Below are 23,440 nucleotides of genomic sequence, written 5' to 3' on the forward strand. Positions count from 1 at the left end.
GGTGACTCGACGGCTGCACGAGCGCCACCGTCGTCCTCGGGATCGTAGCCCGATCGCGACCGCAGGTGCGCGTCCAAATGGAAGGTCGATCGCGGCGGGCTCGAGCGCGAATACGCGTCCGAGGCCCGAGCCTGCGGTGGCCTCGCTCGAGGAGATCGACGGCGCGAGGACTCCACGGTTCGCCGACATCCGACGACCATGCGTCCGGTACTGAGACGTCGCTTCCCACCGCTTCCGTTTTCTTGGAGGCCCTGCCACGAAATTCATGGGGATCGCATCCGCTCGCCTTGACGCGCTGCGTACGTTGCATAGAGGGGACACGAGGAGGATTGGAGCATGAAGTTCATCTCGTGTACGGCCGCCGTCGCGGCGCTGTTGGTGATCGGGCCGCCTGGATCCGGCTGCGGTCTGCTGGAAGACGACCAGCCGCCGGTCGGTCCCGCCACCACGACCATGGGCGGCATGACCGATGGCGACGAGCTGACGTGCATCGAGGCCGCGGTCCATGTGCAGTCCATCTGCGAGTATCCGCTGCAGTTCTGGGTCGACTACTCGGGGGGCACGAGCTCCATGACCCTCGTGGACGACCCCGTCGCGTCGGTGGGCGTCGGTCCCGGCGCGTGGCTGGTCCACGTGGCCAGTGCGGCGGACTACGTCGGGGTCTACCACCATGGCGGCGACGACTGCGAGATGGGATGCGGCTGGTGTGGACGGGGCGAGCACCTGTGCCACGGGGGGCTGACGGATGCAGGTCAGCCGACTTGCTGGGCGTGCCTGCCGTTCGACGACCCGAATGCGGCCGAGGCCTGCATCGTCGCGCTGACGGGATGCTCGGAGGAGGGGCTCGACGAGACGGGCGCGGACCCGACCAGCGGCGAGGACGACGATCCGGACGCAACGGGATCGGAAGGGGTCACCGATGATGAGGTGCCGCCGTACGACTGTGCGATGTGGGAGCCGCGCGAAGGCGTGAGCGAGGTCGGAACGGGAGTGCTCTCGGTCGACGTCGCGCTCGTCGAGGCGATCGTGATGTTCGAGGGCGAGCCGCTGTCGTCCTGCGATGACACCCGATTCCGGCTGCGTGCGGATGGCTTCTTCGAGATCTCCCGTCGCTCCGACGAGGGGTTGCTGGCCGCGCTGGGCCTGGAGCCGGGCGACGTGATCCTCGCGGTCGACGGGGAGACGATGAAGGGCCTCGAGGCGGTGATGCTCGCGGTGGAGGAGCGGTTCTCGTACGGCCGGATTCCGTCCGGCCTCACGCTCCTGGTGGGACGTGGGAGCGACCAATTCGTGACCACCGTGCTCATTCAGTAGAGAGGAACAAGCCCATGCGACGACTGCTGCTGCTTGCCTGCATGCTCGGCTGCACCCCCGACGACGACTCCGTCGAGCCGAGCGAGAGCGGACACGATGGAGGCGACGAGGGGGAGCCGCCGCCGGACGACGAGGCCATGCAAGCCTGTCGGGAGCCCATGGTCACGCCATGCCCGTTCGGGTTCGGGTTCCTGTTCCACGGCGGGCCGCCCGACGAGGAGCTCGTGATCATCGATCTCGAGCAAGCGGGCGAGCCCGTGTGCAATGGGCACGGTCGGTTCCTCCCGGCCGAGTCGATCGCGGCCGCCGATCTGGTCGGGGTTCACATCACGCGCAACGCCTACTGCACGTACGGGTGCTTCGCCGGGTGCAACTTCACCAACGTGTGCTGGGCGCAGGGGCTCGACGGATCCTCGTGCGCCCATGCCTGCACGGCGCCGGACCTCGACCAGTCCGGGTGCACCGAGTTCGTGCGCGAGTGCCTGGGGGACGAGGGGGCGGCATGCGACGGGTGACGAGCGGGCGGGCCTCGCCTCACCCCGCCAGCCGCCGCACCGATCGCACGTAGGGCAGCTGCTCGAGCCGGCTCATCACCCGCAGCAGCTGCTCCGTGCTGCGAATGTCCAGCGTGGTGTGCAGCACCGCCGCGCCGTCGCTGCTCGACCCTCCGCTGGACCGTCCGCCGGATCCTCCAGTGGTCGCGCTGCGCATGTTGACCCCCTCGCGCGACACCACGTCGGCGATGTCGCGCAGCAGCCCCGCCCGGTCCTGCGCCACCACCTGCAGCTCCACCGGATACACGTCGCCGAGCTTGTGGCCCCAGTCGAGCTCGATCAGCCGCTCGGGCTCGGGGTGGTTGCGCACGTTGGGGCAGTCGCGGCGGTGGATCACCACCCCGCGCCCTCGCGTGATGTAGCCCAGCACGTCGTCGCCCGGCACCGGGTGGCAGCAGTTGGCGGGGCTGCTCATCACGTCGTCGACGCCGCCCACGCTCACCCCACCCCTCACCCGATCCCGTGGGGGCCGGGCCGGCTTGGGGGGCACGGGGGGAGACTCGGCCTTCTTGCGCTCGCGCTCGGCCTCGAGCAGCTTGCCCGCCACGCCCTGGATCGACAGGTCGCCGAACCCCAGCTTGGCCAGGAAGTCGGTGGTGTCCTCGTGCCCGCACAGCAGCGCGACCGAGTCGAGCGTGGCGTCCATGCCCAGGCGCTTGACCTCGCGCTCCACCATCTCGCGGCCCTGGGCGATCGAGGTGTCGCGCGCCTGCTCGCGGAAGTACGAGCGGATCTTGGCCCGGGCGCTGGTGGACTTGACGTAGCGAAGGTGGGGGTTCAGCCAGTCCCGCGAGGGCTTGCCGTTCTTGGCCGTGATGATCTCGACCCGCTCGCCGGTGTGCAGCTCGTGGTCGAGCGGTACGATCTGCCCGTCGACCTTGGCCCCGCGGCAGCGATGCCCCACCTGGGTGTGGATCCGATAGGCAAAGTCGATCGGCGTGGCGCCCTGCGGCAGGTCGAGGACCTCTCCGGTGGGGGTGAACACGTAGACCTGCTCGCTGAACACGTCGGTCTTGAGCGACTCGGCGAGGTCGGCGGGGTCGGTGACCTCCTTTTGCCACTCCATCAGCTGGCGCAGCCAGTTGATCTTCTCGTCGAAGCGCCGCGACGCCGACTTGCCGCCCTCCTTGTAGCGCCAGTGGGCCGCGATGCCGTACTCGCTCTGCTCGTGCATCTCGCGGGTGCGAATCTGGACCTCGAGGTTGCGCCCCCCCGGGCCCACCACCGCGGTGTGCAGCGAGCGGTAGAAGTTGGACTTGGGCTTGGCGATGTAGTCGTCGAACTCGCCCGGAATCGGCGACCACAGCCCGTGCACCAGGCCCAGCACCGCGTAGCACTGGCCGAGCTCCTCCACCAACACGCGCACCGCCGAGACGTCGTAGATCTCGTCGATGGTCAGGCCCTTGCGCCTCATCTTCTTGTAGATGCTGTAGATGTGCTTGGGCCGCCCCATGATGTCGGCGGGGATGTCGGCCTTCGCGAGCTCGTCCTCGAGCACCCGCATCACCTCGTCGATCATGGCCCGTCGGGCGGCGCGCTTCTCCGCGAGCAGCTTGCCCACCTCGCGGTAGGTCTGCGGCTCCAGCTCGCGAAACGCCAGATCTTCGAGCTCCCACTTGACCTGCCAGATGCCCAGGCGGTTGGCGAGCGGGGCGAACACGTCCATCGTCTCGCGCGCCAGCGTGTGCCGCTCCTTGGGGGTGCGGTCGTCGAGCCAGCGCATGTCGTGGACCCGCCCGGCGAGGGCGATGAGCACCACCCGCACGTCGGACGCCATGGCCAGGAACATCTTGCGCAGGTTCTCGGAGGCCTCGCGCTCGAGGTGGTCCCACTCGATGGTGTCGAGGCGGCCGACGCCCTCGAGCAGACCGCGGACCTCGGAGCCATGGCGCTCCTCGAGCGGCCCCGGCTCGGCCGTGGCGGCCACGCCCCCGTGCAGCATGCCGGCGACCACCGTGGCCGCATCCAGGCGTAGATCGAGGAGGAGCATGGCCACGTCGAGCGCGCGCTCGAGCGCCGCGGGCGAGTGCAGGGCCTCGGTGTCTTCGAGGGCCTGCTCGATCGCGGCGCGCTCCTCGTCGCCGCGCTCGCGCAGGCGCGCGTGCAGATCGGAGACGGTGAGCTGTTGGCGGTCGGCCATGCGGGGGCAGGGTGCAAGAACGCGGGCGCGAACGCCAGCCCGTTTCACCACGGGCGCGGCCGCCGTCGCCGGGCGTGGCCAGGGGGTGGGTTCAGCCCAGCTCCACGCGCACGTGTGTGATCAGCTGACGCACCGCTTCCTGCGCGCCCTCGGTGGTCGCGTGGCGCACGATCGCGTGGCCCTCGCCCTCGTAGCCCTCGGCGCGCGGCTGGCCGATCGCGGGCAGGCTCGCCTCGACCAGCGCGTCGCCCACCAGCTCGCGCGCCTGCTCCCAGCCGTGCACCGCCACCACGCGATCGCCCCGACCCTGGCCGCGAAGGAACGCCGCCGCCGCGGCCCACTTGCGCGGCCTGGGCTCGAAGCGATCGAAGGTCATCAGCTCGGCCCATGCGGCGATCATGTCGGTCTCGTGCACCACGCTCATCAGTGGCATGATGAGCACCCCCGGCGGGCGGGCCCCGACCTCGTTGACCAGCATCGAGCCGTCGTGACGCCGAAACCACTCCATGTGGGTCAGCGCGGTGCCGATGCCCAGCGCCTCCAGGGCCGCGCCGTTGATCGCGTCGAACTCGCGCCACGTGGGATCGTCGGCCTCGCGCGGCAGCACCACCACGTACTGCATCCACGGGTTCTCGAGCACCTCGAGCGGCCCCGGGAAGTAGCGGGTGCCGCTGCGCCACACGGGCTTGCCGTGGATGGTGACCGTCTCGCACGTGAACTCGCGGCCCACCACGAACTCCTCGGCCTGGGCCGGCGCGGTCGGGGAGGGGGCGAGCCCCAGCGCGAGCAGGCCCTGGAGCTGCTCGGGCGAGCCGATGCGGAACGTGGCCCTTGCACCGAGCCCCGCCGGTGGCTTGACCACGATCGGGAACCCGACCCGGTCGGCGAAGTGATGCAGCTGCTCGGGGGAGGTGACCAGCGCGCTGCGGGCCACCGGCACGCCCGCGCCGCGCAGCACTTCCTTCATGCGATCCTTGTCGCGAAAGTTGCGGGCGACCGAGAGGCTCATGCCCTCGATGCCCACCTCGTCGCGCGCCTGCGCCATGGCCAGCTGTAGCTGCTCGAGCACCCCGCACAGGCGATCGATCGGGCCCACGCCCTCGTGGATCGCCTGGCACGCGCGCACGAGCTCGCTGGCCTGCAGACAGCTGTCCACGCCGTAGTGCCCCGCGATCCGCTCGCGCAGCGCCGGTGGCAGGTTGATCTCGGGGTCCTCGGAGATCAGCGACACGCGGGCATCGGGCAGCTCGAGGAACGCGGAGACGTAGCGCAGGGTGTTGGTCAAGAAGCGGGGGGCGACGAGGGCGACGTGGCGCACGGCCGGAGGTTCTACGAGAGCCGGGGCCATCGACACAATCGGGCCGGGCTCGAGGCCCGGGATCGGGCCGCTGGAGCCCGGCCGTGCCTCGATGGCCGGGGGTGCTGCCGCGGACCCGCCACCCTTGCCCGTCGCGGCTGGCCACCGGCGACGGGGTCCTCGGCATTTCCGAGGGCCGACCTCGAAAAGAACGATTGGATCGTCACCGCCCGACGAGGAAGGCTTGGTCATCGAGAGAGGTGGAAACGAGACCGTGAGCAATACCCTCGAATTCGTCGTACGGAGCATGTTGATCGGCACGGGGGCCACGATGGCCATGGACGTGTGGGCCGCGGTGCTGCGGCAGTTCGGCGTACCGTCGCTGAACTTCGCGTTCCTCGGGCGCTGGATCGGCCACATGCCGCGAGGGCAGTGGCTGCACGAGAGCATCGCCCGCACCGCCCCGGTTCGGGGCGAGCTGCTGCTCGGCTGGGGCGCGCACTACTCGATCGGCATCGCCTTCGCCGTGCTCTTGCTCGCCGTGCACGGTCTGCAGTGGGCACGATCGCCGACCCCGCTGCCTGCGCTCGTCATCGGGCTGGTCACGGTGGTGGCACCGCTGTTCGTGCTGCAGCCTGCGCTGGGGGCCGGCATCGCCTCGTCGAAGACCCCCACGCCCGTCTTCAACTGCCTCAAGAGCCTCATCACGCACACCGTGTTCGGGCTCGGGCTCTACCTCGCGGCGCGCGTCGTCGCCTGGCTCGTTCCGGCGGGGCAGTGAGCCAGTCGGTCCCGCGTCACCCCGAAAGGATGTTGATTCCCATGACCACACATGCTTCCTCGAACCTTCCAGGTCCGTCATCCCCCACCACCACGCCCATGGCCCCCGGCTCGCTGGCGATCTCGCCCTGGAGGGCGCTCGCGCCGATCTGTGGGATCGTCTTCATGGAGTTCCTCGCGATGGGGCTTCCGCTGCCGGTGTTGCCGGGCCACGTCCACGGGACGCTCGGGTTCGGCACGTTCGTGGTGGGGCTCGCGATCGGCGTCCAGTCGTGGGCGACCCTGCTCACGCGGCATGGCGCGGGGACGTGGTCCGATCGACGAGGACCGCGCAGCGCCACCGTGCTCGGGCTTGGTCTGTCGGTGCTGGCCGGCGTGGCGTATGTGCTGTCGTGCGCCGTGGCCGAGCCCTCGGCGAGCCTGGGGGTCCTGCTGGTCGGGCGAGCCCTCCTGGGTCTGGGCGAGGGCCTGGTGATCACGGGGGCCCTGGCGTGGGGCGTGGGGTTGCTGGGGCGAGAGCGATCGGGTCTGGTGATGTCGTGGGTGGGCGTCGCCATGTACGGCGCGCTCGCGGCGGGAGCACCGCTGGGCTCGCTGCTCCACGCGCGCCACGGCTTCGCCGGGATGTCCCTGTCGTCGACGCTGGCGCCCCTGATGGCGCTCGGCCTCGTCGTGCTGGTCCGAGCCGTGCGACCGGTGGGCGGGGCGCGGCTCCCCTTCCACCGCGTGATCGGGTCGATCTGGCTGCCCGGCCTGGGGCTGATGCTCGGTGCGCTCGCCTTTGGTGCGATCGCTGCATTCTCGACGCTCCGGTTCGAGCAGGAGGGTTGGTCCCATGCTGCGCTCGCCATGACTGCGTTCGGTGTGGCCTACGTCCTCGCTCGGCTGCTGCTGGGCGGCCTCCCCGACCGGATCGGTGGAGCCCGGGTCGCAATGGCTTCGGCGGCCGTGACGATGGTGGGCCAGCTCGGCATGTGGCTGGCGAGCTCGGCAACCATGGCGGTCGGGGCGGCCGCGCTGACGGGGCTCGGCTTCTCGCTGGCGTTTCCGTCGTTCGGGGTCGAGGCCATCCGGCGCGTGCCGCCGCACAATCGCGGCGTTGCGCTCGGTGCCTACGCGGCCTGCTTCGACGTGACGATGGGGGTCGGCGTGCCGTTGCTCGGCGTGGTGGTGGGCGCAGGTGGCTACGACGCAGCCTTCGCCGTGGGCGCGATCATGGCGCTCGGCTCGCTGCTGGTCGCCGCCGTGCTGCAGTCGGGTGGGCAGCGGACCCCGCAGTGACGGTCAGTCGGCCGGCCTCGTGCGCATGATCGACGACGCCGCGACCAGCAGGGGATCCTGGGCGCGGCTCTCGAGGCATGCAAACAGGATGCGCACGCGGGTGTCGGTCTCGAGCAGCCGCTCGACCTCTCCCTTGCGCTGGGCATCCCTCGCGGTGTCGGCGTGCAGCAGGCCCACGCCGAGCCCGCTGGCGATCAGGGTCCTGGTCACGTCCTGGCGATCGGCACCGATCACTCGCTTGGGCTGGAATCCATGCGTCGTGAACAGGTCCTGCGCGGCGCGGCTGCAGCAGGCGCTCTGCGTGGGGTAGATCCACGGCAGCGCGGCGATCGCCTCCCAGTCCGGTGGATCGGAGGCCGCCACGACCCCGGGAGCCGCCACGAGGACGATGGTGAACTCGGCCACCTCGATCGTGTCGAGGTCGGGCGGGGCCTGCCCCGGCTCGTTGTAGAAGCCCGCGTCGAGGCTCCCGTTGCGAAGTCCGGCGAGGATCTCCTGCGAGGTGCCGTGCCGCAGGGTCGGGTCGACGCCGGGGAACCGCGCCGAGAGGGTGGTGAGCAGCCTTCCGACGGCCTCGTGGCTCGAGTTGCTGCCGGCGCCGATGCGGAGCTTGCCCGTCAGCTCGCCCCGGCTGCGCGTGGCCTCGGCCATCAGCTCCTGATGGGCGGCGAGCGTCAGCTCGGCCTTGGCGAGCAGCCGCTGTCCGTCGTGGGTCAAGCTCATGCCGCGAGGCGTTCGCTCGAACAGGCTCAGCCCGAGCGTGTCCTCCATCGCCTTGATGTGAGCGCTCACCGCGGGCTGGCTGAGGTGCAGCAGCTTCGATGCACGGGTGATGCTGCCCTCGCGAGCCACGGTGACGAACGTCTTGAGCTGATGGAGGTCCATCGAGGCGCTCGCGAGACCCGAGACTATGGCACGGGCGCCGCGAACCTGCGCTCGGCCGAGAACCTTCGGTGCTGCCGGCTGTCATGGGCCCCCGATGACGCAGCCCGCGCCCGCCGAGGTCCATTCGTCTCTCGCTTTCGCCCGTCGCCGCCGGCGCTTGCTCCTGGGCAGCGCCTCGCTGCTGGCGCTGGGGGTGGTGGTCAACGTCGATCGCCTGTGGCCGGAGGAGCGCAGCTTCCAGGCGATTGCGACGGTGGCGAGCGACGACGGGCCGAAGTTCGCGGCCCGGGCCGAGGTGTCCGCGATGGGCGAGGAGGGCACCATGGGCAAGCCCACCGCGAAGCAGAAGTCGGGGCTCTACGCGATGAAGGGTCCCAAGGGCGTCGCGCCGCAGATGGCCCGCCCCCAAGGCGGCCCACAGGATGGCTCGCACGATGTTTGGGCCGGGCTGAACGGCACCGAGGTCGGCGAGGCGTTCGGCGTCGGGGGCCTGGGCCTGGTGGGCAACGGTCGCGGCGGTGGGGGGACGGGCGAGGGCACGATCGGACTGGGCAACACCGGCCTCATCGGCAAGGGCGGGGGCGGTCGCACGGGATCGGGCTACGGTCGGGGGGTTGGCGTGGGCCTCGGCCAGCGCGGCAAGGGGGTGCCTCGGCAGCCCGTGGTCGAGCCCGAGGGAGGCACCCACGAGCTTCCCCCGGCGGGCCGGGGCGAGACGGGGTTGACGTTGGTGGCCGATGATCCGCGCTCGACGTTCTCGATCGACGTCGACACGGCGTCGTACAGCGCCATGCGCCGCGCGCTGCAATCGGGCCGGCTGCCCGAGCCCGACGCGGTGCGGGTGGAGGAGTTCATCAACTACTTCGACTACGACTACGCCGCGCCTGCGGGCGACGTGCCGTTCTCGGTGACGGCCGAGGTGGGCGAGTGCCCGTGGAATCCCGAGCACAAGCTGGTGCACGTGGGGCTGCAGGGCAAGCAGATCGCCACCGAGGAGCTGCCGCCGCGCAACCTGGTGTTCCTGGTCGACGTGTCGGGCTCGATGGATGTGCACGACAAGCTGCCGCTGGTGAAGCGATCGCTCTCGCAGCTCACCGAGGGCTTGCGGGCGCAGGACCGGATCTCGCTGGTGGTCTACGCGGGGGCGGCGGGGGTGGTGCTGCCGCCGACGTCGGGGGCCGAGAAGGGGGCGATCCTCGGCGCGCTCGAGCAGCTCGAGTCGGGCGGCAGCACCAACGGAGGCGCGGGCATCGAGCTGGCCTATGCGCAGGCGCGCGACGCATTCATGGAGGACGGGGTCAATCGGGTGATCCTCGCCAGCGACGGCGACTTCAACGTGGGGGTGTCGTCGCACGACGAGCTGGTGAAGATGATCGAGCGGCAGCGCCGAAGCGGCATCGAGCTGTCGGTGCTCGGCTACGGCATGGGGCACCGCGATCACACGATGGAGCAGCTGGCCGACAAGGGCAACGGCAACTATGCGTACATCGACGGGCCCGAGGAGGCCCACAAGGTGCTGGTGGAGCAGGCCGGCGGCACGCTGGTGACGATTGCCAAGGACGTGAAGATCCAGGTGGAGCTCGATCCGGCGCGGGTGCTGAGCTACCGGCTGGTGGGCTACGAGAACCGCCGGCTGGCGCACCGGGACTTCGCCGACGACACCAAGGATGCCGGCGAGATCGGGGCCGGGCACGGTGTGACGGCGATCTACGAGGTGGTGCCACGCGAAGGCGTGGAGGGGCCGGGGCACTGGATGGATCTCAACCTACGCTACAAGCAGCCCAAGGGGGAGGAGAGCTCGCTGTTGACGCTGCCGGTGGTGGCGGAGGCGCGGGCGCTGTCGGAGACCAGCGAGGACTTCCGTTTCTCGGCCGCGGTGGCGTCGTTCGGGATGCTGCTGCGGGGCAGCGAGCACGAGGGCAAGGCGACGTGGGCCGGGGTGCAGTCGCTGGCGATCGAGAGCATGGGCGACGACCCGAGCTGTCGACGGCACCGGTTCGTGGAGCTGGTGGGCAAGGCCGGGATGCTCGCGGGCGATGGGGAGGTGGTGACCGAGCCGATGCGCTGCGTGGTGGGTGAGCGGGTGGTGGTGGAGGTGGACGAGGGGGAGGTGGAGGTGGAGCGGGAGCTCGTGCCGACCAGGGAGGTGCGCGGGGTTGGGGATTTCGAGGGGGGCGAGGTCGAGGAGAGCGAGCTGGAGCCCACGCCGTTGACCACGCGCGACGTGGAGCAGTGGGTGCTCGAGGTACTGCGGCTACTGCCGCCGCTCCTGGCCCTGCCGCTGTTCGTGATGGCGCTTCGGAGGCCACGGCGGCGACGGGCGTAAGGGCGGCCTCTCAGGATGGGCCCGTGCATCGTGGGGTCGAGCGAATTCGTTCGAACGGAGTGAGATTGTGTCCGTATGCGCTCCGATACCCGGGTTCTTGCTTGACGCGGACGTCCCCACCGACCCACCATCGAATGATGGGTCGGTGGGCATCGGGATTGGGATCGTGGACCTTCGCTCTCGCGACTGTGAGCACCATGTTACTCGTCGCAGCTTGCGCAGGAGATGACGCTGGGGGCTCGGGAACGGGGGGCGACGACGAGATGCCGGATGGCTCGAATCCTGGCCCGTCGGGGCCCGGGTGCGCGCAGCCGATCGGAGAGCCGCCCGGGTGGTCGCCGGAGGATATGGCTGGTGTGTCGCAGCCGGCGGTCGTGGATCGGATCGTGGGCCTTTCGGAGGTCGTGATGCCCCGCCATCAGCCGGAGACCAGCCAAGCCGAGGTGCCCGCCGTGGGAGCACTTGCTGCGGATCGAGGACCGATGGGGGCCTCTACGAAGGGACCTCACATCCACGAGCGGTGGGGGGAATCGCGGAAGCTGGAGCTCTCGTACTGCATCAACTTCATGCCAGGCGAGGATGCAGAGCTGGAAGCCAACTACCACAAGACGATCCGAGCGCTCCATTCGACGATGTCGGAGTGGGAGCGGGTCAGCGGATCGAACTACATCCACATCCCCGAGGATGACACGCCCGACGAAGATCCCAATTTTACATGGCAAGAAGGGGGCGTTTCGGTGCAGCCACAGTGCGCGTCAGATACGAAGGCGTACTTCGGCGTATTCTCGTTCGACTCCGGTTCGACGCAGGGGCAGACGACGGTTGTGCCGCAGAATTGGGCTGATCCGGAGCTGCAGCCACTCGGAGGAGGAGCGCTCGGCCGGTTGCTGCAGATCAGGACCAATCTGATCACGAATTTCGACGACACAGCGCTCCTCCAGTTGCTCCGACACGAGCTCGGGCACACGATGGGGTTCATTCACGAGGAGTCCAGCATCCCCAATCAGACCGATCCAAACTGCACGGAGCCGGATCCTCGTACTCTTGTGCCGCTGGATGCCGCGTCCGTGCTCTCGACGCCCGGCTGCGATGGCATGTCCGACGCCGGTCATCTCTCGCCTGGCGATCGTCTCTCGGCGTTCTTCCTGCAGCACACCCCGCGCGCGCGGTTCGAGACCCGGTCGCCCGTGCTTGGCTACCGGTTTCGCGCTGTCCTTGACGGCGGTGCCGAGATCCTGTGGCACAGCGAGGGCGCGACCGAGGGGCTCTTGTGGCGCCCTCAAGTGGGAGTCGGTGGGATCTCGTTCATCGAGGAGCCGTTCCCCTACTCGTCGCCGCAGCCACCTCCTCCTGGGGGATGGTTTCCCAACGAGAGCGAGGTCGTCATTCCCTTGCAGCTCACGGCCGGCCCCACGACGTTCGACTTGATGTTCTTCGGACTGGGACCCAACGTCGCCGATCTCATGGTCCTAAACTCCGGAGTGACCACGACCGCAGCGCCATGGCCGGATGACTCGTTCGCAGCGCCGGTGGTAGGTCGCTTCGACGCCGACGACCTCGACCGCGACGTGGTGTATCTCTACCGGCCGGGAGCCGGGGATGATGCCGTCGTGACTGCGTCGGGCGGGGTGATCTCGGTCTCGACCGACGTGGAGCAGCAATCGGACTACGCGTATCCCCTCGCGGCACCCTATCGTGGGCCAGGCTTCCCGGACGACATCGTGTGGCTGGATCCGCTGGGGGAGCGAGTGATCACGTGGCGCATCGACAGCGGTCTCCTGGAGGTCGTGGGCACCGCCAGGGAGCGGCAGCGCGAGCTCGGGCTCGTATCCGGAGAGCACATCCCGGCCATCGGAGACTTCGATGGTGACGGTCGAGCCGACATCATGTGGCATGGGGTCTCCAACCTCCCGGCGGGCCTGCCCGACATCGTGGACGTCCTGTGGCTCTCGCGCAGTACCGCCAACCAGATCGCGTTCGCGACGATCCCCAAGGGCGTGGGGCAGACCTATCGCCCGTTCGTGGGCGACTTCGACGGAGACGGCATCGACGACATCTTTTGGCACCGCAGCTGGGGCATGACCTCCGACGGGCCCTCGGCCTGGTCCACCGGCCCGAGCTTCGTGTGGTACTTCGACGACACGGGCGGTCACGAGGCCAAGGCATTCGCGCTCGATGCAGACTACAGCCCGTACGTGGGCGACTTCGACGCCGATGGCTGTCACGACATCGCCTGGTTCGACTCGGTCGGCGATACGCTGAATGTGTGGCGGGGCCTGGCGAACGCGCGGGACTTCGACTGCGGAATGACGATTCCGACGCCGCCGGATGCCGCTCCGGTCGGGATGCACTGGGGATTCTGAGGTGGTACCATCGCGAGCCAGGGGCGTGATCGTGTACGTGCGTAGTGGATCGAGGAGGGGGTGGAGGTCGAGCGGTGCTTCGATCGCAATCGCTCTCACCCTCGGCTGCGGACCGGAGTCGGGCGACGGCGATGAGCTGTCCGGCACGCTGGAGTACGAGCGGCCCGACGAGCAGCGGATCTACCGTCAGGGCCGGCGTGTCGACATCCTTCTCGAGGAGGAGCAAGGCACCCGCCGTGAATGCGGAGCCCTGACCGATCGCGCTCTTGGTGACATCGAAGGCACGATCTCGGAGCTCGATCCGAGCGTGGACTACGACCATGACCCCGATGTGCTCGAGTGCGATCGTCCGGGAGCGTGGATCCACATCGAGGGCTTCGAGCACAGCCCCTTCGAGTGCAGCTGGGAGTGCTGCCAGCCCGAGCTGATGCCGGCGGCGGTGGCCTACCTGATGATCGTGACCAATGTCCGATACTCCACGCCGGTCGAGGTCGATGGTGAGCCCTATGTGGCCGTCGAACTCGACGAGCAGTGTGAGTGAGCGGTGGTCACGAGTGGGGCCTGTGGCACGGCGGTCAGCGTTCGATGCGGATCGTCACCGGGGCATCGGTGTCGGCCGAGTGCTTCATCCGCAGCCAGTGGCGCCCGGGGGCGAGCTCGAGCGTGGTGGGGCGGGTGACGGTGGCGGCGGGGATCATCACCACCATCGGTTCATCCGCGGGCACGCAGGCTGCGTTGCACGAGGAGATGGTGACGACGGCGGAGGGGTCGTCGCTCTCGATCGACATCGTGTAGCGGTCGGTCTCGGGGATGTGCAGCGCGCGGCGAGCCCATACCGTGTCGCTCCGGGGGCCGATGACGTCGGGGGCGTCGCAGGCGAGATCCACGGTGGTCGACCAGCGATCGGGGTCCTGCCAGGGGACGAGCGGCAGCGCGGAGCACTCGAGATCGTAGAAGCGCCACGCCTCCTGCCGGCACGTCCGATGCTGGTCGAAGTCTGCCACGAGGGAGGAGAGGTCGGCGCCCAGGATCTCGGCGACGCCGGCCTCGAGCCCGGCGAGGCCTTCGACGCCATCGAGGCCGAGGTAGAGGTCGAGGTAGGCGTCGACGCCGAAGCGGTCGATGAGCACGCGCGAGAATCGGCCGGCGGTCTGATAGTCGAGGCCCGGGATCTGGCGCTCGTCGGCCAAGTCTTCGATGGAGGCGCTGCTCGTGACGTCGTAGTAGCCCGCGCTGCCGAAGACCTCCGCTGCGCCCTCGCGCAGGAGCGAGCTCGGCGAGCCCTCGATCTCGGTGTGGACCAGCTCGTGCTCGATCGGCGCGACGGACGAGTAGATGACGTCCGATCGAGGAAACGCGCAGGCCGCGACATCGTCCCTACACGGGGAGGCTTCGAACTCCTCGGGTGACAGCCAGTAGAAGGTGTGCCGCACCGAGCTGTCGGACCGCCCCACGCGCTCGCGGAAGGCGGAGAGCCAGGCTTCCATGTACGGGAACGTGCCTTCGCAGGCCTGCAGGCCGTCGCTGGCCCAGACCTCGAGGTGGTCGCCGTCGTAGTGGAGCGACTGCGGGATGCCAGGGTCCTCGCACGCGAGGATGCTCGACGTCAGGAGCGCCACGGTGAGGGGGAGCGGTCGGATGGAGAGCGGCCCGGCGAAGCGTTCGAGGTCCATGTCGATTTCAATGCGCCACCAGGAGCAGGGCGCAAAGGGTGAGGTGGTCGCGGGAGGTCCGCAGGGGTTGGTATCCTCGGACCCACCTCATGTCGAAGGTCGACCAACGCGATGCCCTCGAGGTGCTCACCCGGGCCCGGCTCATCGAGCTGGCGCAGGGGTTCGAGCTGGACGTGAATGCGCGGAGCAACAAGGACGAGCTCATCGATGCGCTCGCGCGGAGCAAGCGGGCCAGCTACGAGGTGATCCTCGGGGCGCTCGGGCGGGAGGAACTCAAGGAGATCTGCCGGGCCCACGGGCTGAGCGACAAGGGCAAGCAGAAGGCGGGGATCGTGGAGAGGATCCTCGGGCGCGAGGCCAGTGATGAGGACGGCGCGGGCGCGGGCGGGTCGACCGAGCCCGCGCCGCGCAAGCGGGGCAAGAAGAGCGCGAAGGCAGGGGCGCGGGCCGAGCGGAAGGCAGCGGTGGAGCGGACAGTGACGTCGGCGCGGGCGAACGAGCCGGAACAACTGGCGATCGAGCTGCCCTCGGATCGGTGGCCGAGCTCGAGCGTTATCTGTGGTCGGCCGCGGACATCCTGCGGGGGTCGATCGACTCGAGCGACTACAAGAACTACATCTTCGGGCTGTTGTTCTTGAAGCGGCTGTCGGATCGCTTCGAGGAGGAGGCGGAGAAGCTGGTGGAGGAGGGCGAGGACCCCGAGATCGCGTGGGAGGACCCCGACGAGCACCAGTTCTTCGTGCCGACCCGGGCGCGGTGGGGCGAGATCGTGAAGGTGGCGACCAACGTGGGCGAGGCGCTCAACAAGGCGTGCCTGGCGTTGGAGGACGCCAACCCCGATGCGCTCGAGGGTGTGCTGGCGGGGATCGACTACAACGACCCGAACCGGCTGGGGGACACGAAGAATCGCGATCAGGTGCTCGGGCGGCTGGTGCAGCACTTCTCGAAGCTGCGGCTGCGCAATGGGGATCTGAGCGAGCCGGACATGCTCGGGCGGGCGTACGAGTATTTGATCGAGAAGTTCGCGGACGATGCCGGGAAGAAGGGCGGGGAGTTCTACACGCCGAACATGGTGGTGCGGCTCATCGTGGAGCTGCTGGATCCGCGGGAGGGGATGCGGATCTGCGATCCCACGTGCGGATCGGGGGGCATGCTGGTGCAGTGTGCCAAGCACGTGGAGCGGCGAGGCGGGGATCCGCAGAACCTGACGCTGCACGGGCAGGAGAAGAACCTGGGGACGTGGGCGATCTGCAAGATGAACATGCTGCTGCACGGGCGGCCGAGCGCGAGGGTGGAGAAGGGGGATACGATCCGGGATCCGAAGCTGCTCGAGGGTGGGGAGCTGGTGCTGTACGACCGGGTGATCGCGAACCCGCCGTTCTCGCTGGATGAGTGGGGGAGGGAAGTGGCCGAGCGGGATGGGTTCGGGAGATTTCGGTTCGGGCTGCCGCCCAAGGGCAAGGGGGATCTGGCGTTCGTGCAGCACATGGTCGCGACCGTGAAGGAGGGCGGGAAGGTCGGGGTGGTGATGCCGCACGGGGTGCTGTTTCGAGGGGCGGCGGAGGGGAAGATCCGGGAGGCGATGCTGCGGGAGGATCTGTTCGAGGCGGTGGTTGGGCTGCCGCCGAATCTGTTCTACGGGACGGGGATCCCGGCGGCGGTGCTGGTGCTGGCGCGAGGGAAGGAGGAGGAGCGGCGGGGGAAGGTGCTGTTCGTGGATGCGTCGCGGGAATTTCGGGAAGGGAGCAATCAGAACTATCTGCGGGAGGAGGACGTGGGGCGGATCGCGAAGTGTGTGGCGGGGTTCGAGGACGTAGAGAAGTACGCGCGGGTGGTCGAGGTCGGGGAGATCGAGAAGAACGACTGGAACCTGAACATCTCGCGGTATGTGGATACGTCGGAGGAGGAGGAGCGGGTGGATCTGCAGGCGGCGGTGGCGAGGTTGCGGGAGCTCGAGAAGGAGCGGGCGGAGGCGGAGGGGCGAATGAACGCGTTTCTGGAGGAGTTGGGATATGGGTGAGCCGGAAGGTTGGGAAAAAACCTCGCTCGCCAGTGTGCTGAGGGAAAGACCCAGGAATGGATATTCCCCGCAGTGCCCCAATCAGCCCAATGGGCGATGGATACTCTCATTGGGGGCAGTCTCCGAGCGAGGGTTCGTTGCGTCTGCGATCAAGCCCGCCCCACCTGAGGACGAGAAGGTGGCGAATTTTCGTCTCAGTCCGGGCGAACTTCTGATCAGTAGATCGAACACCAGGGACCGTGTTGGTTATGCCGGAGTCTACTCCGGCATACCAGAGTGGTGTGCGTACCCCGATCTCTTGGTGCGACTCCGAGTGAACGCAGAACGGGTTCATGTTGGCTATCTCGAAGCATTCGTGCTGTCTTCGGTTGGGAGAGAGTACTTTCAGACATCGGCCCGCGGTACGAGCGGGTCGATGGTCAAAATTAACAGGGATATCATAGAGCGCTTTGAGATCTTGCTACCTCCACTCGCCGAGCAGCGCAAGATCGCGGCGATCTTGTCCTCGGTGGATGAGGCCATCGAGAAGACGCTGGCGGTCATCGACAAGGTGCAGGTGGTCAAGAAGGGCTTGATGCAGGAGTTGCTCACCAAGGGCCTCCCCGGCCGCCACAAGACCTTCAAACAGACCGAGATCGGCCGGATTCCGGGAGAGTGGAGCACTGCTGAGCTCAGCGATATCGGCAATGGGCAAGATCCTGTGCTGCGCACAGGTCCGTTCGGATCGTCCCTGAAAACGGAACACTTTAGGCCGTCGGGAGTGCCGGTGCTCACCATACAGAGCCTCGGCGAAGGTGAGATATCCGACGAGGGGCTCTTCTTTGTCAATGATGCGAAGGCCAAAGAGCTTCGTGACTACCGTGTTCGTCAAGGCGATCTTGTCTTCTCCAGGGTTGCTGACATTGGTCGTTCGGTCGTCATTCCTGAGCGCGCTGACGGTTGGATAATATCGTCGAATCTAATGCGCATCTCACCGGATCGGTCCCGAATCGACAGTCGGTTCTTGATGTATCTGCTCGTTGGTAGCCCTCGGGTTGTTCGCCAGATAGAACAACTCTCGGGCGGCGAGGGACGCAAGGTGATATCTTCCCCGGTTCTAAAGAAGCTGCTCTTTCCCATGCCAGCTATCGATGAACAGGTCACGATTGCCGATACGCTCGGTAGTCTCGAGGGGCGCATTCGGGAGGAGCGACGCCATCGAGAAGGACTTCTCTCCCTCAAGTCCGCCCTCCAGTCCCTCCTCCTCACCGGCGAGATCCGCGTCCGCCCCACCCCCGCCCCGGAGCCCGCGCCATGACCACCCGCGACTGGAACGAGCTCTCCCTCTCCGAGGACCCCGCCATCGCCCTCCTCGAGCGCCTCGGCTACACCACCATCCCCGCCGACGCCCTCGAATCTCCCTCCGAGCGCGAGTCCCTGCGCGAGCCCATCCTCACCACCCGCCTCGCCGCCGCCCTCCGTCGTCTCAACCCATGGATGACCGACGCCAACGTCGCCAAGGCGATCGCCATGCTCACCCGCGTCGAGTCCATCTCGCTCATCGACGCCAACCACAAGCTCCACACGCTGCTCACCTACGGCGAGTCCATCAAGCAGACCGCCAGCCAGCACGGCCGCCCCTTCCGCTACATCGACTTCGAGAATCCCGCCGCCAACGATCTCCTCGCGGTCCGCCAGTACCGCGTCCAGGGCCAGCGCCGCAAGAAGATCAAGCCGGACATCGTCCTGTTCGTCAACGGCATCCCGCTCGCGGTCATCGAGTGCAAGAGCCCGACCCTCGGCGAGAAGTGGCGTGACGACGCGATCACCCAGATGCGCCGCTACCAGGAGGCCGACGAGAAGTTCCTCGGCGAGGGCGCCCCAAGGCTGTTCAACACCGTACAGGTGCTCGTGGCCACCTGCGGCGAGCATGCCTGCTACGGCACAACTCAGACCGAGCACCGCTTCTTCTTCGAGTGGAAGGACACCTACCCCGCCGACCGGGATCAGCTCGAGCACGACATCGGCCGCATTGCCGGTACCCTGCGCCCGCAGGAAATCCTCCTGCACGGCCTGCTCCGCCCCGAGGCCTTGCTCGACGTGGTCAAGAACTACGTGGTGTTCGAGACCGACGAGGGCCGACTGGTCAAGAAGCTCTGCCGCTACAAGCAGTACATCGCGGTCGACCGCACCATCCGCCGCATCACCGAGGCCAAGCGCAGCAGCGAGCGCGGCGGCGTGGTGTGGCACACCCAGGGCTCGGGCAAGTCGCTGACCATGCTGTGGCTGGCCCTCAAGCTGCGCCGCGACCCGCGGCTGCAGAACCCGGGGCTGATCATCGTCACCGACCGCACCTCGCTCGACAAGCAGATCACCGGCACATTCAAGAACGCAGGCTACGTGGTCGACCAGGCCAAGGGTGTCCGCGACCTGCAGGAGCTGCTCCGCCACGCGCCCGGCAAGACCATCATGACCACCGTCCAGAAGTTCCAGGAGCTTCGCGACAGCGTGGCCGGGTCGGGTGCGGGCAAGGCCGAGGACCAGAGCAAGGACCAAGCCGAGGACGAGCAGACCAACGCCAGCAAGAAGACCGGCGACCGCCGCAAGGATCGCACCCCCATGCCGGTCCTCAACGACGCGCGCAACCTCGTGGTCATGGTCGACGAGGCCCACCGCAGCCAGTACCGGGGCCTGGCCGCCAACATGCGCGCGGCCCTGCCCAATGCGGCGTTCGTCGGCTTCACCGGCACGCCCATCGACAAGAAGGACAAGAGCACGCTCCAGACCTTCGGGCCCTACATCGACAAGTACACGATCGAGCAAGCGGTGGCCGACGGGGCCACGGTGCCGATCCTCTACGAGAGCCGCCTGCCCGAGCTGCGCATCATCGGCAACAGCCTCGACCGCCTGTTCGAGCGCGAGTTCGCCGATCGCACCGCCGAGGAGCGCGAGGCGATCAAGAAGAAGCACGCGACCGAGCAGGCCCTGGCCGAGGCTCCGCGGCGCATCGAGGCGATCGTCCTCGACATCATCGACCACTTCGAGACCCACATCGCCCCCAACGGCTTCAAGGCCCAGCTCGCCGCCACGAGCCGCGACGCGGCGCTCGCCTACCACGAGGTGCTCCGCCGTCTCAACGGCCCCTCGTCCGCCCTGGTGATCTCGGCCCGCCACAACGACGAGGCCAAGTTCACCCCCTACGCCAAGACCGACCACGAGATCGACGAGCTCATCGAGAAGTTCCTCGATCGCACCGCCGACCCCAAGATCCTCGTGGTCTGCGATCGCCTGCTCACCGGCTTCGACGCTCCGGTCGAGCAGGTGCTCTACCTCGACAAGCCCCTGCGCGAGCACAACCTGCTCCAGGCGATCGCCCGCACCAACCGCCGCTACTCCGACACCAAGACCCATGGCCTGGTCGTCGACTACTGGGGGGTGTCCGACGACCTCCAGACCGCGCTCTCGCTGTTCACCTCGCAGGACGTGCAGGGCGCGATGACTCCCAAGGCCGACGAGCTGCCCCGGCTCGAGGCACGCCACCAGGCGGTGCTGCGGTTCTTCTCCGGCCTGCGCGATCCCTCCAGCCTCACCGCGTGCCTGCGGGTGCTCGATGACGACGACGTCTTCGCCCACTTCGATCAGGCGTTCCGCGCCTTCGCGCAATCGCTCGACATGCTCTACCCCGACCGCCGGGCGCTGCGCTTCGTGCCCGACGCCAAGTGGCTGGGCAAGGTCCGCAAGGCGGCCCGCTCGCGGGCCGACCGCGCCGGCCCCGACATGAGCGACTGCGGGGCCAAGGTGCAGCGGCTCATCGAGGAGGCGGTGGTCGCCGATGGGATCCAGATCCTCGTGATGCAGGTGCCGATCCTCTCGCCCGAGTTCGACGAGAAGATCGAGGCGCTCGGCTCCGACGAGGCCCGCGCCAGCGAGATGGAGCACGCGATCCGCCACGAGATCCACGTCAAGCTCGACGAGGACCCCGCGTTCTACGAGTCGCTACGCGAGCGGCTCGACCGGATCATCGAGGACTACGAGCAGGGCCGCATCGACGCCGCCAAGCGGCTGCAGCTCGAGCTCGAGCTGCGTACGGAGCTGCGCCGCGGCCAGGCCGACGACGCCGACGAGCTCGAGCTGAGCCGACGGGGCTTCGCGATCTTCGGCGTGCTGCGCCAGGGATCCCCGCAGACCGCCACCGCCGCCGGCGAGGCCTCGCCCGGCTATGGCTCGACCCAGCGGGCCGCCCTCGCCCAGCTCCGCGACCTGGCCAGCGTCATCGACGACGCGATCGACCCCTTTACGAAGTACGTGGACTGGGCCAAGAAGGAGGACGTGCTCCGCGAGATGCGACGACGGGTGAGCAAGCAGCTCCGCGTGGCCGGCCGCGAGCCGGACGAGGCCAAGCGCATCGCCGCCGAGATCGTCAACCTCGCCAAGGCCCGCTACGCCCCTCGATGACCGCCGACCTCGAGACCTCGCGCGTGCAGTGGGGACGCACGCGGATCGACTACGCGATCCGCCGCAGCACCCGGCGCAAGACCGTGGCGGTGGCCGTGGACCCCGTGCAGGGGGTGCTGCTCACGGCGCCGCAGGGGGTGGCGGTGGGGCGGCTGGACGAGGTCGTGCGAGACAAGGCGCGGTGGATCGTGGAGCGATTGCGGACGGTCGGGCAGGTCGAGACCCCCGTGCCGCCGCGGCAGCTCGTGAGCGGGGAGTCGTATCTGTACCTCGGGCGGGCGTACCGCCTGCGTGTGCGGGAGACGGGCTGCGACGGGGCGGCGAAGCTCGTGCGGGGGTGGCTGGAGGTGCCCGTGCGGCGTGGTCTGGCCGAGGCCGAACGTAGGGATGTGGTGCTCGGGGCGATCGGGGACTGGTACCGTACGCATGCGCGAGCGCGGCTGCCCGAGCGGGTGGATCAGTGGGCGGCCCGGCTCGGGGTGGAGCCCGCCGACGTGCTCGTTCGGGACCAGCGCAAGCGCTGGGCGAGCTGCGACGACAGCGGGGTGCTGCGGTTCAACTGGCGGGTGATCCAGGCGCCGATGCGACTGGTGGACTACGTGGTCGCGCACGAGCTGGTGCACTTGCGGTACCGGGAGCACACGGCCGCGTTCTGGGCGCGCCTGGGGATGGTGATGCCGGACTACGAGGCGCGCAAGGAAGCGCTGCGGCGGCTGGGGCCGCGGCTGCACTGGGGGTGAAGTGGGGGCGCGCCCGGCCCTTCGGTCGCCCTCGAACACCGTCCCTTCTCCCTGCGCTCGGTCGCCATCGCCGCCATCGACCTCTCGCGCTCCTCGTCGCTATCCTCGATCGCAGTGCCCCGCTCGTTCCCCGTCCTGCTCGCCCTCCTGCTCGCCGCCTGCTCCGCGCGCGAGGTCGAGGAGGAGCAGCCGAGCCGACGTCACCTCGCCGCGCAGTGGTGCGAGGACTGGTGCACCTTTTGGTACGACTGCGAGCCCTTCTTCGAGGGCATGTCCACCCAGGGCTGCCGCGAGCGGTGTGAGGCAGACGAGGCCTGGGACTGGACCGACGAGTGCGGTGACATCATCTGGGGATACCACGAGTGCGTCACCATGCAGTCCTGCGAGGACATGCGCGACGATCCCGACATCCCTGGCGCAGACAATCCCTGCCAGTCCTACTACGATGAGTTCGCGCTCCAGGGGTGCAGCTATGACGATCCCGACGAGGGGTGAGCCCGTGCGGCTCCTGCCCAGCATCCTCGTAGTGGGCTTGCTCGTAGCCAGCCTGTTGGGCAGCTCGTGCATCATCCCGGACGAGGGAATCGTCGGATCCGTCTACTGTGGCGCTCGCTGGTGTGCCACGGCGGAATTCGCCGAAGCTCTCCAAAACGACAGCATCGTTCAGGTTCAAGAGACCCAGTCCGACGGCACCACCGGCTGGGTCACCCGTTGCATCTGCATGACTCCCGCCGAGGACGCCGTGCTCCAGACCGGCGCGCCACAGCTCCAGTACGAGCTGCTCCGCGCCCAGATCATCGACGCCACCCGGCAAGCGTGCCTCGACGTCGCCATTGCCAACGGGCTCGAGCCCGACCCGCCCTATCCGTTCGACGAATGGCTCGAGCCAAGCTGCTACGAGGCCGTCACCACCGTCTTCCACGACGGCTGCTGCTCTCTGCTCAGCACCGAGTGCGGTGGCCAGTCGGCCTGCCACGACGACGCCACCGCCGGGGAGCCCTCCACCGGCGGCGGGGTCACCACCGCCCCCGACACCGCCGACACCACCGCGGCCGCCGACTCGAGCACCGGCGATATGTCCTCGCTCGAGCCCTTCTACGCCGAGGTCTCCTGCTCGGGAACCACCTGCCGGATCGGCCAGCCCCTCATCGACGCCATGCTCTCCTCGCCCGAGGCGGTGCTCGCCGAGGGCACCAGCCTCTCGTTCTTCCCCACCGGCGGCCCACCGCTCGGCCTGCGGCTCCATGGCGTGGAGCCCGACAATCTCGCCGGTCGGCTCGGGTTCCACGACGGTGACCTCGTCCTCCGCGTGGCCCACCTTCCCCTGACCACCGAGGCCGAGCTGCTCGATGCCCTCGCGCTGGCCCAAGATCTCGACGACCTCACGCTCCTCGTGCTCCGCGACGGCACCACCCACGAGCGACGATTCCTGCGCCAGCGCTGAGGTCTGGCACTTGGCCAAACATCGCGCCGTGCCCTCGTCCCCACGACCCACGTCTTCGCGCAAACCCCCGCAGGCGGCTGAAGATCGACGCCCACACACGATGGCCAACGGGCGGACCACCCTTTCGAGAGGCACCCACTCTCCACCGCGAAACCCCTCCAAACCGCCTCCCATCGCCGATCTACGCCC

General features: G+C 68.5%; 19 protein-coding genes. 14 read left to right on the forward strand and 5 right to left on the reverse strand.

Going from position 1 to position 23,440, the window contains the following annotated elements; translation table 11 throughout:
• The first annotated feature begins 336 nt into the window (after positions 1-336).
• The gene (locus tag OEB96_RS11915) at positions 337-1,314 is read left to right on the forward strand and encodes a PDZ domain-containing protein (RefSeq protein ID WP_266215695.1); all 978 of its coding nucleotides are present in this window, start codon (positions 337-339) and stop codon (positions 1,312-1,314) included.
• Positions 1,315-1,328: 14 nt separating this feature from the next.
• A complete protein-coding gene (locus OEB96_RS11920) occupies positions 1,329-1,829 on the forward strand; it encodes a hypothetical protein (RefSeq protein WP_266215696.1) in 501 nt (166 codons plus the stop codon).
• 19 nt (positions 1,830-1,848) lie between these two features.
• Here the strand turns inward: OEB96_RS11920 and OEB96_RS11925 are convergent, their stop codons facing one another.
• Together OEB96_RS11925 and OEB96_RS11930 are read right to left on the reverse strand one after the other, a co-directional pair.
• Positions 1,849-4,008: a RelA/SpoT family protein gene (locus OEB96_RS11925; protein ID WP_266215697.1), complete on the reverse strand. Its 2,160-nt coding sequence runs from the start codon at positions 4,006-4,008 to the stop codon at positions 1,849-1,851.
• Positions 4,009-4,099: 91 nt separating this feature from the next.
• Positions 4,100-5,326 (reverse strand): ATP-grasp domain-containing protein, encoded by a 1,227-nt coding sequence (locus OEB96_RS11930; protein ID WP_266215698.1) that lies wholly within the window; start codon positions 5,324-5,326, stop codon positions 4,100-4,102.
• Positions 5,327-5,579: 253 nt separating this feature from the next.
• On the opposite strand from OEB96_RS11930, the gene OEB96_RS11935 reads away from it, so the two are divergent.
• Both OEB96_RS11935 and OEB96_RS11940 read left to right on the forward strand, forming a co-directional pair.
• Complete coding sequence (locus tag OEB96_RS11935) at positions 5,580-6,086, forward strand: DUF2938 domain-containing protein (protein WP_266215699.1); 507 nt, start codon at positions 5,580-5,582, stop codon at positions 6,084-6,086.
• A 41-nt stretch (positions 6,087-6,127) separates the two neighbouring features.
• Positions 6,128-7,366, forward strand: a complete 1,239-nt coding sequence (locus OEB96_RS11940) for an arabinose transporter (protein WP_266215700.1) — start codon at positions 6,128-6,130, stop codon at positions 7,364-7,366.
• Between the two features lie 3 nt (positions 7,367-7,369).
• Here OEB96_RS11940 and OEB96_RS11945 read toward each other — a convergent pair whose 3' ends face one another.
• On the reverse strand, positions 7,370-8,251 hold the full coding sequence (locus OEB96_RS11945; protein WP_266215701.1) for a LysR family transcriptional regulator: 882 nt from the start codon (positions 8,249-8,251) through the stop codon (positions 7,370-7,372).
• A 94-nt stretch (positions 8,252-8,345) separates the two neighbouring features.
• On the opposite strand from OEB96_RS11945, the gene OEB96_RS11950 reads away from it, so the two are divergent.
• Positions 8,346-10,577, forward strand: a complete 2,232-nt coding sequence (locus tag OEB96_RS11950; RefSeq protein ID WP_266215702.1) for a vWA domain-containing protein — start codon at positions 8,346-8,348, stop codon at positions 10,575-10,577.
• 755 nt (positions 10,578-11,332) lie between these two features.
• Here the strand turns inward: OEB96_RS11950 and OEB96_RS11955 are convergent.
• Positions 11,333-11,542 carry a hypothetical protein gene (locus OEB96_RS11955; RefSeq protein WP_266215703.1) on the reverse strand — a complete coding sequence of 70 codons (210 nt, stop codon included), beginning with the start codon at positions 11,540-11,542 and terminating at the stop codon, positions 11,333-11,335.
• A 102-nt stretch (positions 11,543-11,644) separates the two neighbouring features.
• On the opposite strand from OEB96_RS11955, the gene OEB96_RS11960 reads away from it, so the two are divergent.
• Both OEB96_RS11960 and OEB96_RS11965 read left to right on the forward strand, forming a co-directional pair.
• Complete coding sequence (locus OEB96_RS11960; protein ID WP_266215704.1) at positions 11,645-12,940, forward strand: hypothetical protein; 1,296 nt, start codon at positions 11,645-11,647, stop codon at positions 12,938-12,940.
• Between the two features lie 25 nt (positions 12,941-12,965).
• The gene (locus OEB96_RS11965) at positions 12,966-13,481 is read left to right on the forward strand and encodes a hypothetical protein (RefSeq protein WP_266215705.1); all 516 of its coding nucleotides are present in this window, start codon (positions 12,966-12,968) and stop codon (positions 13,479-13,481) included.
• A 34-nt stretch (positions 13,482-13,515) separates the two neighbouring features.
• Here OEB96_RS11965 and OEB96_RS11970 read toward each other — a convergent pair whose 3' ends face one another.
• The gene (locus tag OEB96_RS11970) at positions 13,516-14,613 is read right to left on the reverse strand and encodes a hypothetical protein (RefSeq protein ID WP_266215706.1); all 1,098 of its coding nucleotides are present in this window, start codon (positions 14,611-14,613) and stop codon (positions 13,516-13,518) included.
• Positions 14,614-14,702: 89 nt separating this feature from the next.
• Between OEB96_RS11970 and OEB96_RS11975 the strand changes: the two genes are divergently transcribed.
• The 7 genes from OEB96_RS11975 (at position 14,703) to OEB96_RS12005 (ending at position 23,251) form a co-directional block, all read left to right on the forward strand.
• Positions 14,703-15,251 (forward strand): SAP domain-containing protein, encoded by a 549-nt coding sequence (locus OEB96_RS11975; protein ID WP_266215707.1) that lies wholly within the window; start codon positions 14,703-14,705, stop codon positions 15,249-15,251.
• Positions 15,149-16,633 (forward strand): class I SAM-dependent DNA methyltransferase, encoded by a 1,485-nt coding sequence (locus OEB96_RS11980; protein ID WP_266215708.1) that lies wholly within the window; start codon positions 15,149-15,151, stop codon positions 16,631-16,633. Before OEB96_RS11975 ends, OEB96_RS11980 begins: the two co-directional genes overlap by 103 nt.
• A 415-nt stretch (positions 16,634-17,048) precedes the next feature.
• Positions 17,049-17,930: a restriction endonuclease subunit S gene (locus tag OEB96_RS11985; protein ID WP_266215709.1), complete on the forward strand. Its 882-nt coding sequence runs from the start codon at positions 17,049-17,051 to the stop codon at positions 17,928-17,930.
• Positions 17,927-21,067 carry a type I restriction endonuclease subunit R gene (locus OEB96_RS11990; RefSeq protein WP_266215711.1) on the forward strand — a complete coding sequence of 1,047 codons (3,141 nt, stop codon included), beginning with the start codon at positions 17,927-17,929 and terminating at the stop codon, positions 21,065-21,067. The genes OEB96_RS11985 and OEB96_RS11990 overlap by 4 nt, the downstream gene beginning before the upstream one ends.
• Positions 21,064-21,807 carry a M48 family metallopeptidase gene (locus OEB96_RS11995; protein WP_266215713.1) on the forward strand — a complete coding sequence of 248 codons (744 nt, stop codon included), beginning with the start codon at positions 21,064-21,066 and terminating at the stop codon, positions 21,805-21,807. Before OEB96_RS11990 ends, OEB96_RS11995 begins: the two co-directional genes overlap by 4 nt.
• 114 nt (positions 21,808-21,921) lie before the next feature.
• Positions 21,922-22,302 carry a hypothetical protein gene (locus tag OEB96_RS12000; protein WP_266215714.1) on the forward strand — a complete coding sequence of 127 codons (381 nt, stop codon included), beginning with the start codon at positions 21,922-21,924 and terminating at the stop codon, positions 22,300-22,302.
• 4 nt (positions 22,303-22,306) lie between these two features.
• A complete protein-coding gene (locus tag OEB96_RS12005) occupies positions 22,307-23,251 on the forward strand; it encodes a hypothetical protein (protein ID WP_266215716.1) in 945 nt (314 codons plus the stop codon).
• The last annotated feature ends 189 nt before the right edge of the window (positions 23,252-23,440 follow it).

This window comes from Paraliomyxa miuraensis (assembly GCF_026337845.1).
Taxonomy (GTDB): domain Bacteria; phylum Myxococcota_A; class Polyangia; order Nannocystales; family Nannocystaceae; genus Paraliomyxa; species Paraliomyxa miuraensis.

Excerpts from the sequence above, each read along its gene's own strand:
- OEB96_RS11975 (WP_266215707.1), top strand. The coding sequence starts at position 14,703 with ATGTCGAAGGTCGACCAACGCGATGCCCTCGAGGTGCTCACCCGGGCC.
- OEB96_RS11990 (WP_266215711.1), top strand. The coding sequence starts at position 17,927 with ATGACCACCCGCGACTGGAACGAGCTCTCCCTCTCCGAGGACCCCGCC.
- OEB96_RS11995 (WP_266215713.1), top strand. The coding sequence starts at position 21,064 with ATGACCGCCGACCTCGAGACCTCGCGCGTGCAGTGGGGACGCACGCGG.
- OEB96_RS11925 (WP_266215697.1), bottom strand. The coding sequence starts at position 4,008 with ATGGCCGACCGCCAACAGCTCACCGTCTCCGATCTGCACGCGCGCCTG.
- OEB96_RS11950 (WP_266215702.1), top strand. The coding sequence starts at position 8,346 with ATGACGCAGCCCGCGCCCGCCGAGGTCCATTCGTCTCTCGCTTTCGCC.
- OEB96_RS11945 (WP_266215701.1), bottom strand. The coding sequence starts at position 8,251 with ATGGACCTCCATCAGCTCAAGACGTTCGTCACCGTGGCTCGCGAGGGC.
- OEB96_RS11915 (WP_266215695.1), top strand. The coding sequence starts at position 337 with ATGAAGTTCATCTCGTGTACGGCCGCCGTCGCGGCGCTGTTGGTGATC.
- OEB96_RS11940 (WP_266215700.1), top strand. The coding sequence starts at position 6,128 with ATGACCACACATGCTTCCTCGAACCTTCCAGGTCCGTCATCCCCCACC.
- OEB96_RS11985 (WP_266215709.1), top strand. The coding sequence starts at position 17,049 with ATGGTCAAAATTAACAGGGATATCATAGAGCGCTTTGAGATCTTGCTA.
- OEB96_RS11970 (WP_266215706.1), bottom strand. The coding sequence starts at position 14,613 with ATGGACCTCGAACGCTTCGCCGGGCCGCTCTCCATCCGACCGCTCCCC.
- OEB96_RS11920 (WP_266215696.1), top strand. The coding sequence starts at position 1,329 with ATGCGACGACTGCTGCTGCTTGCCTGCATGCTCGGCTGCACCCCCGAC.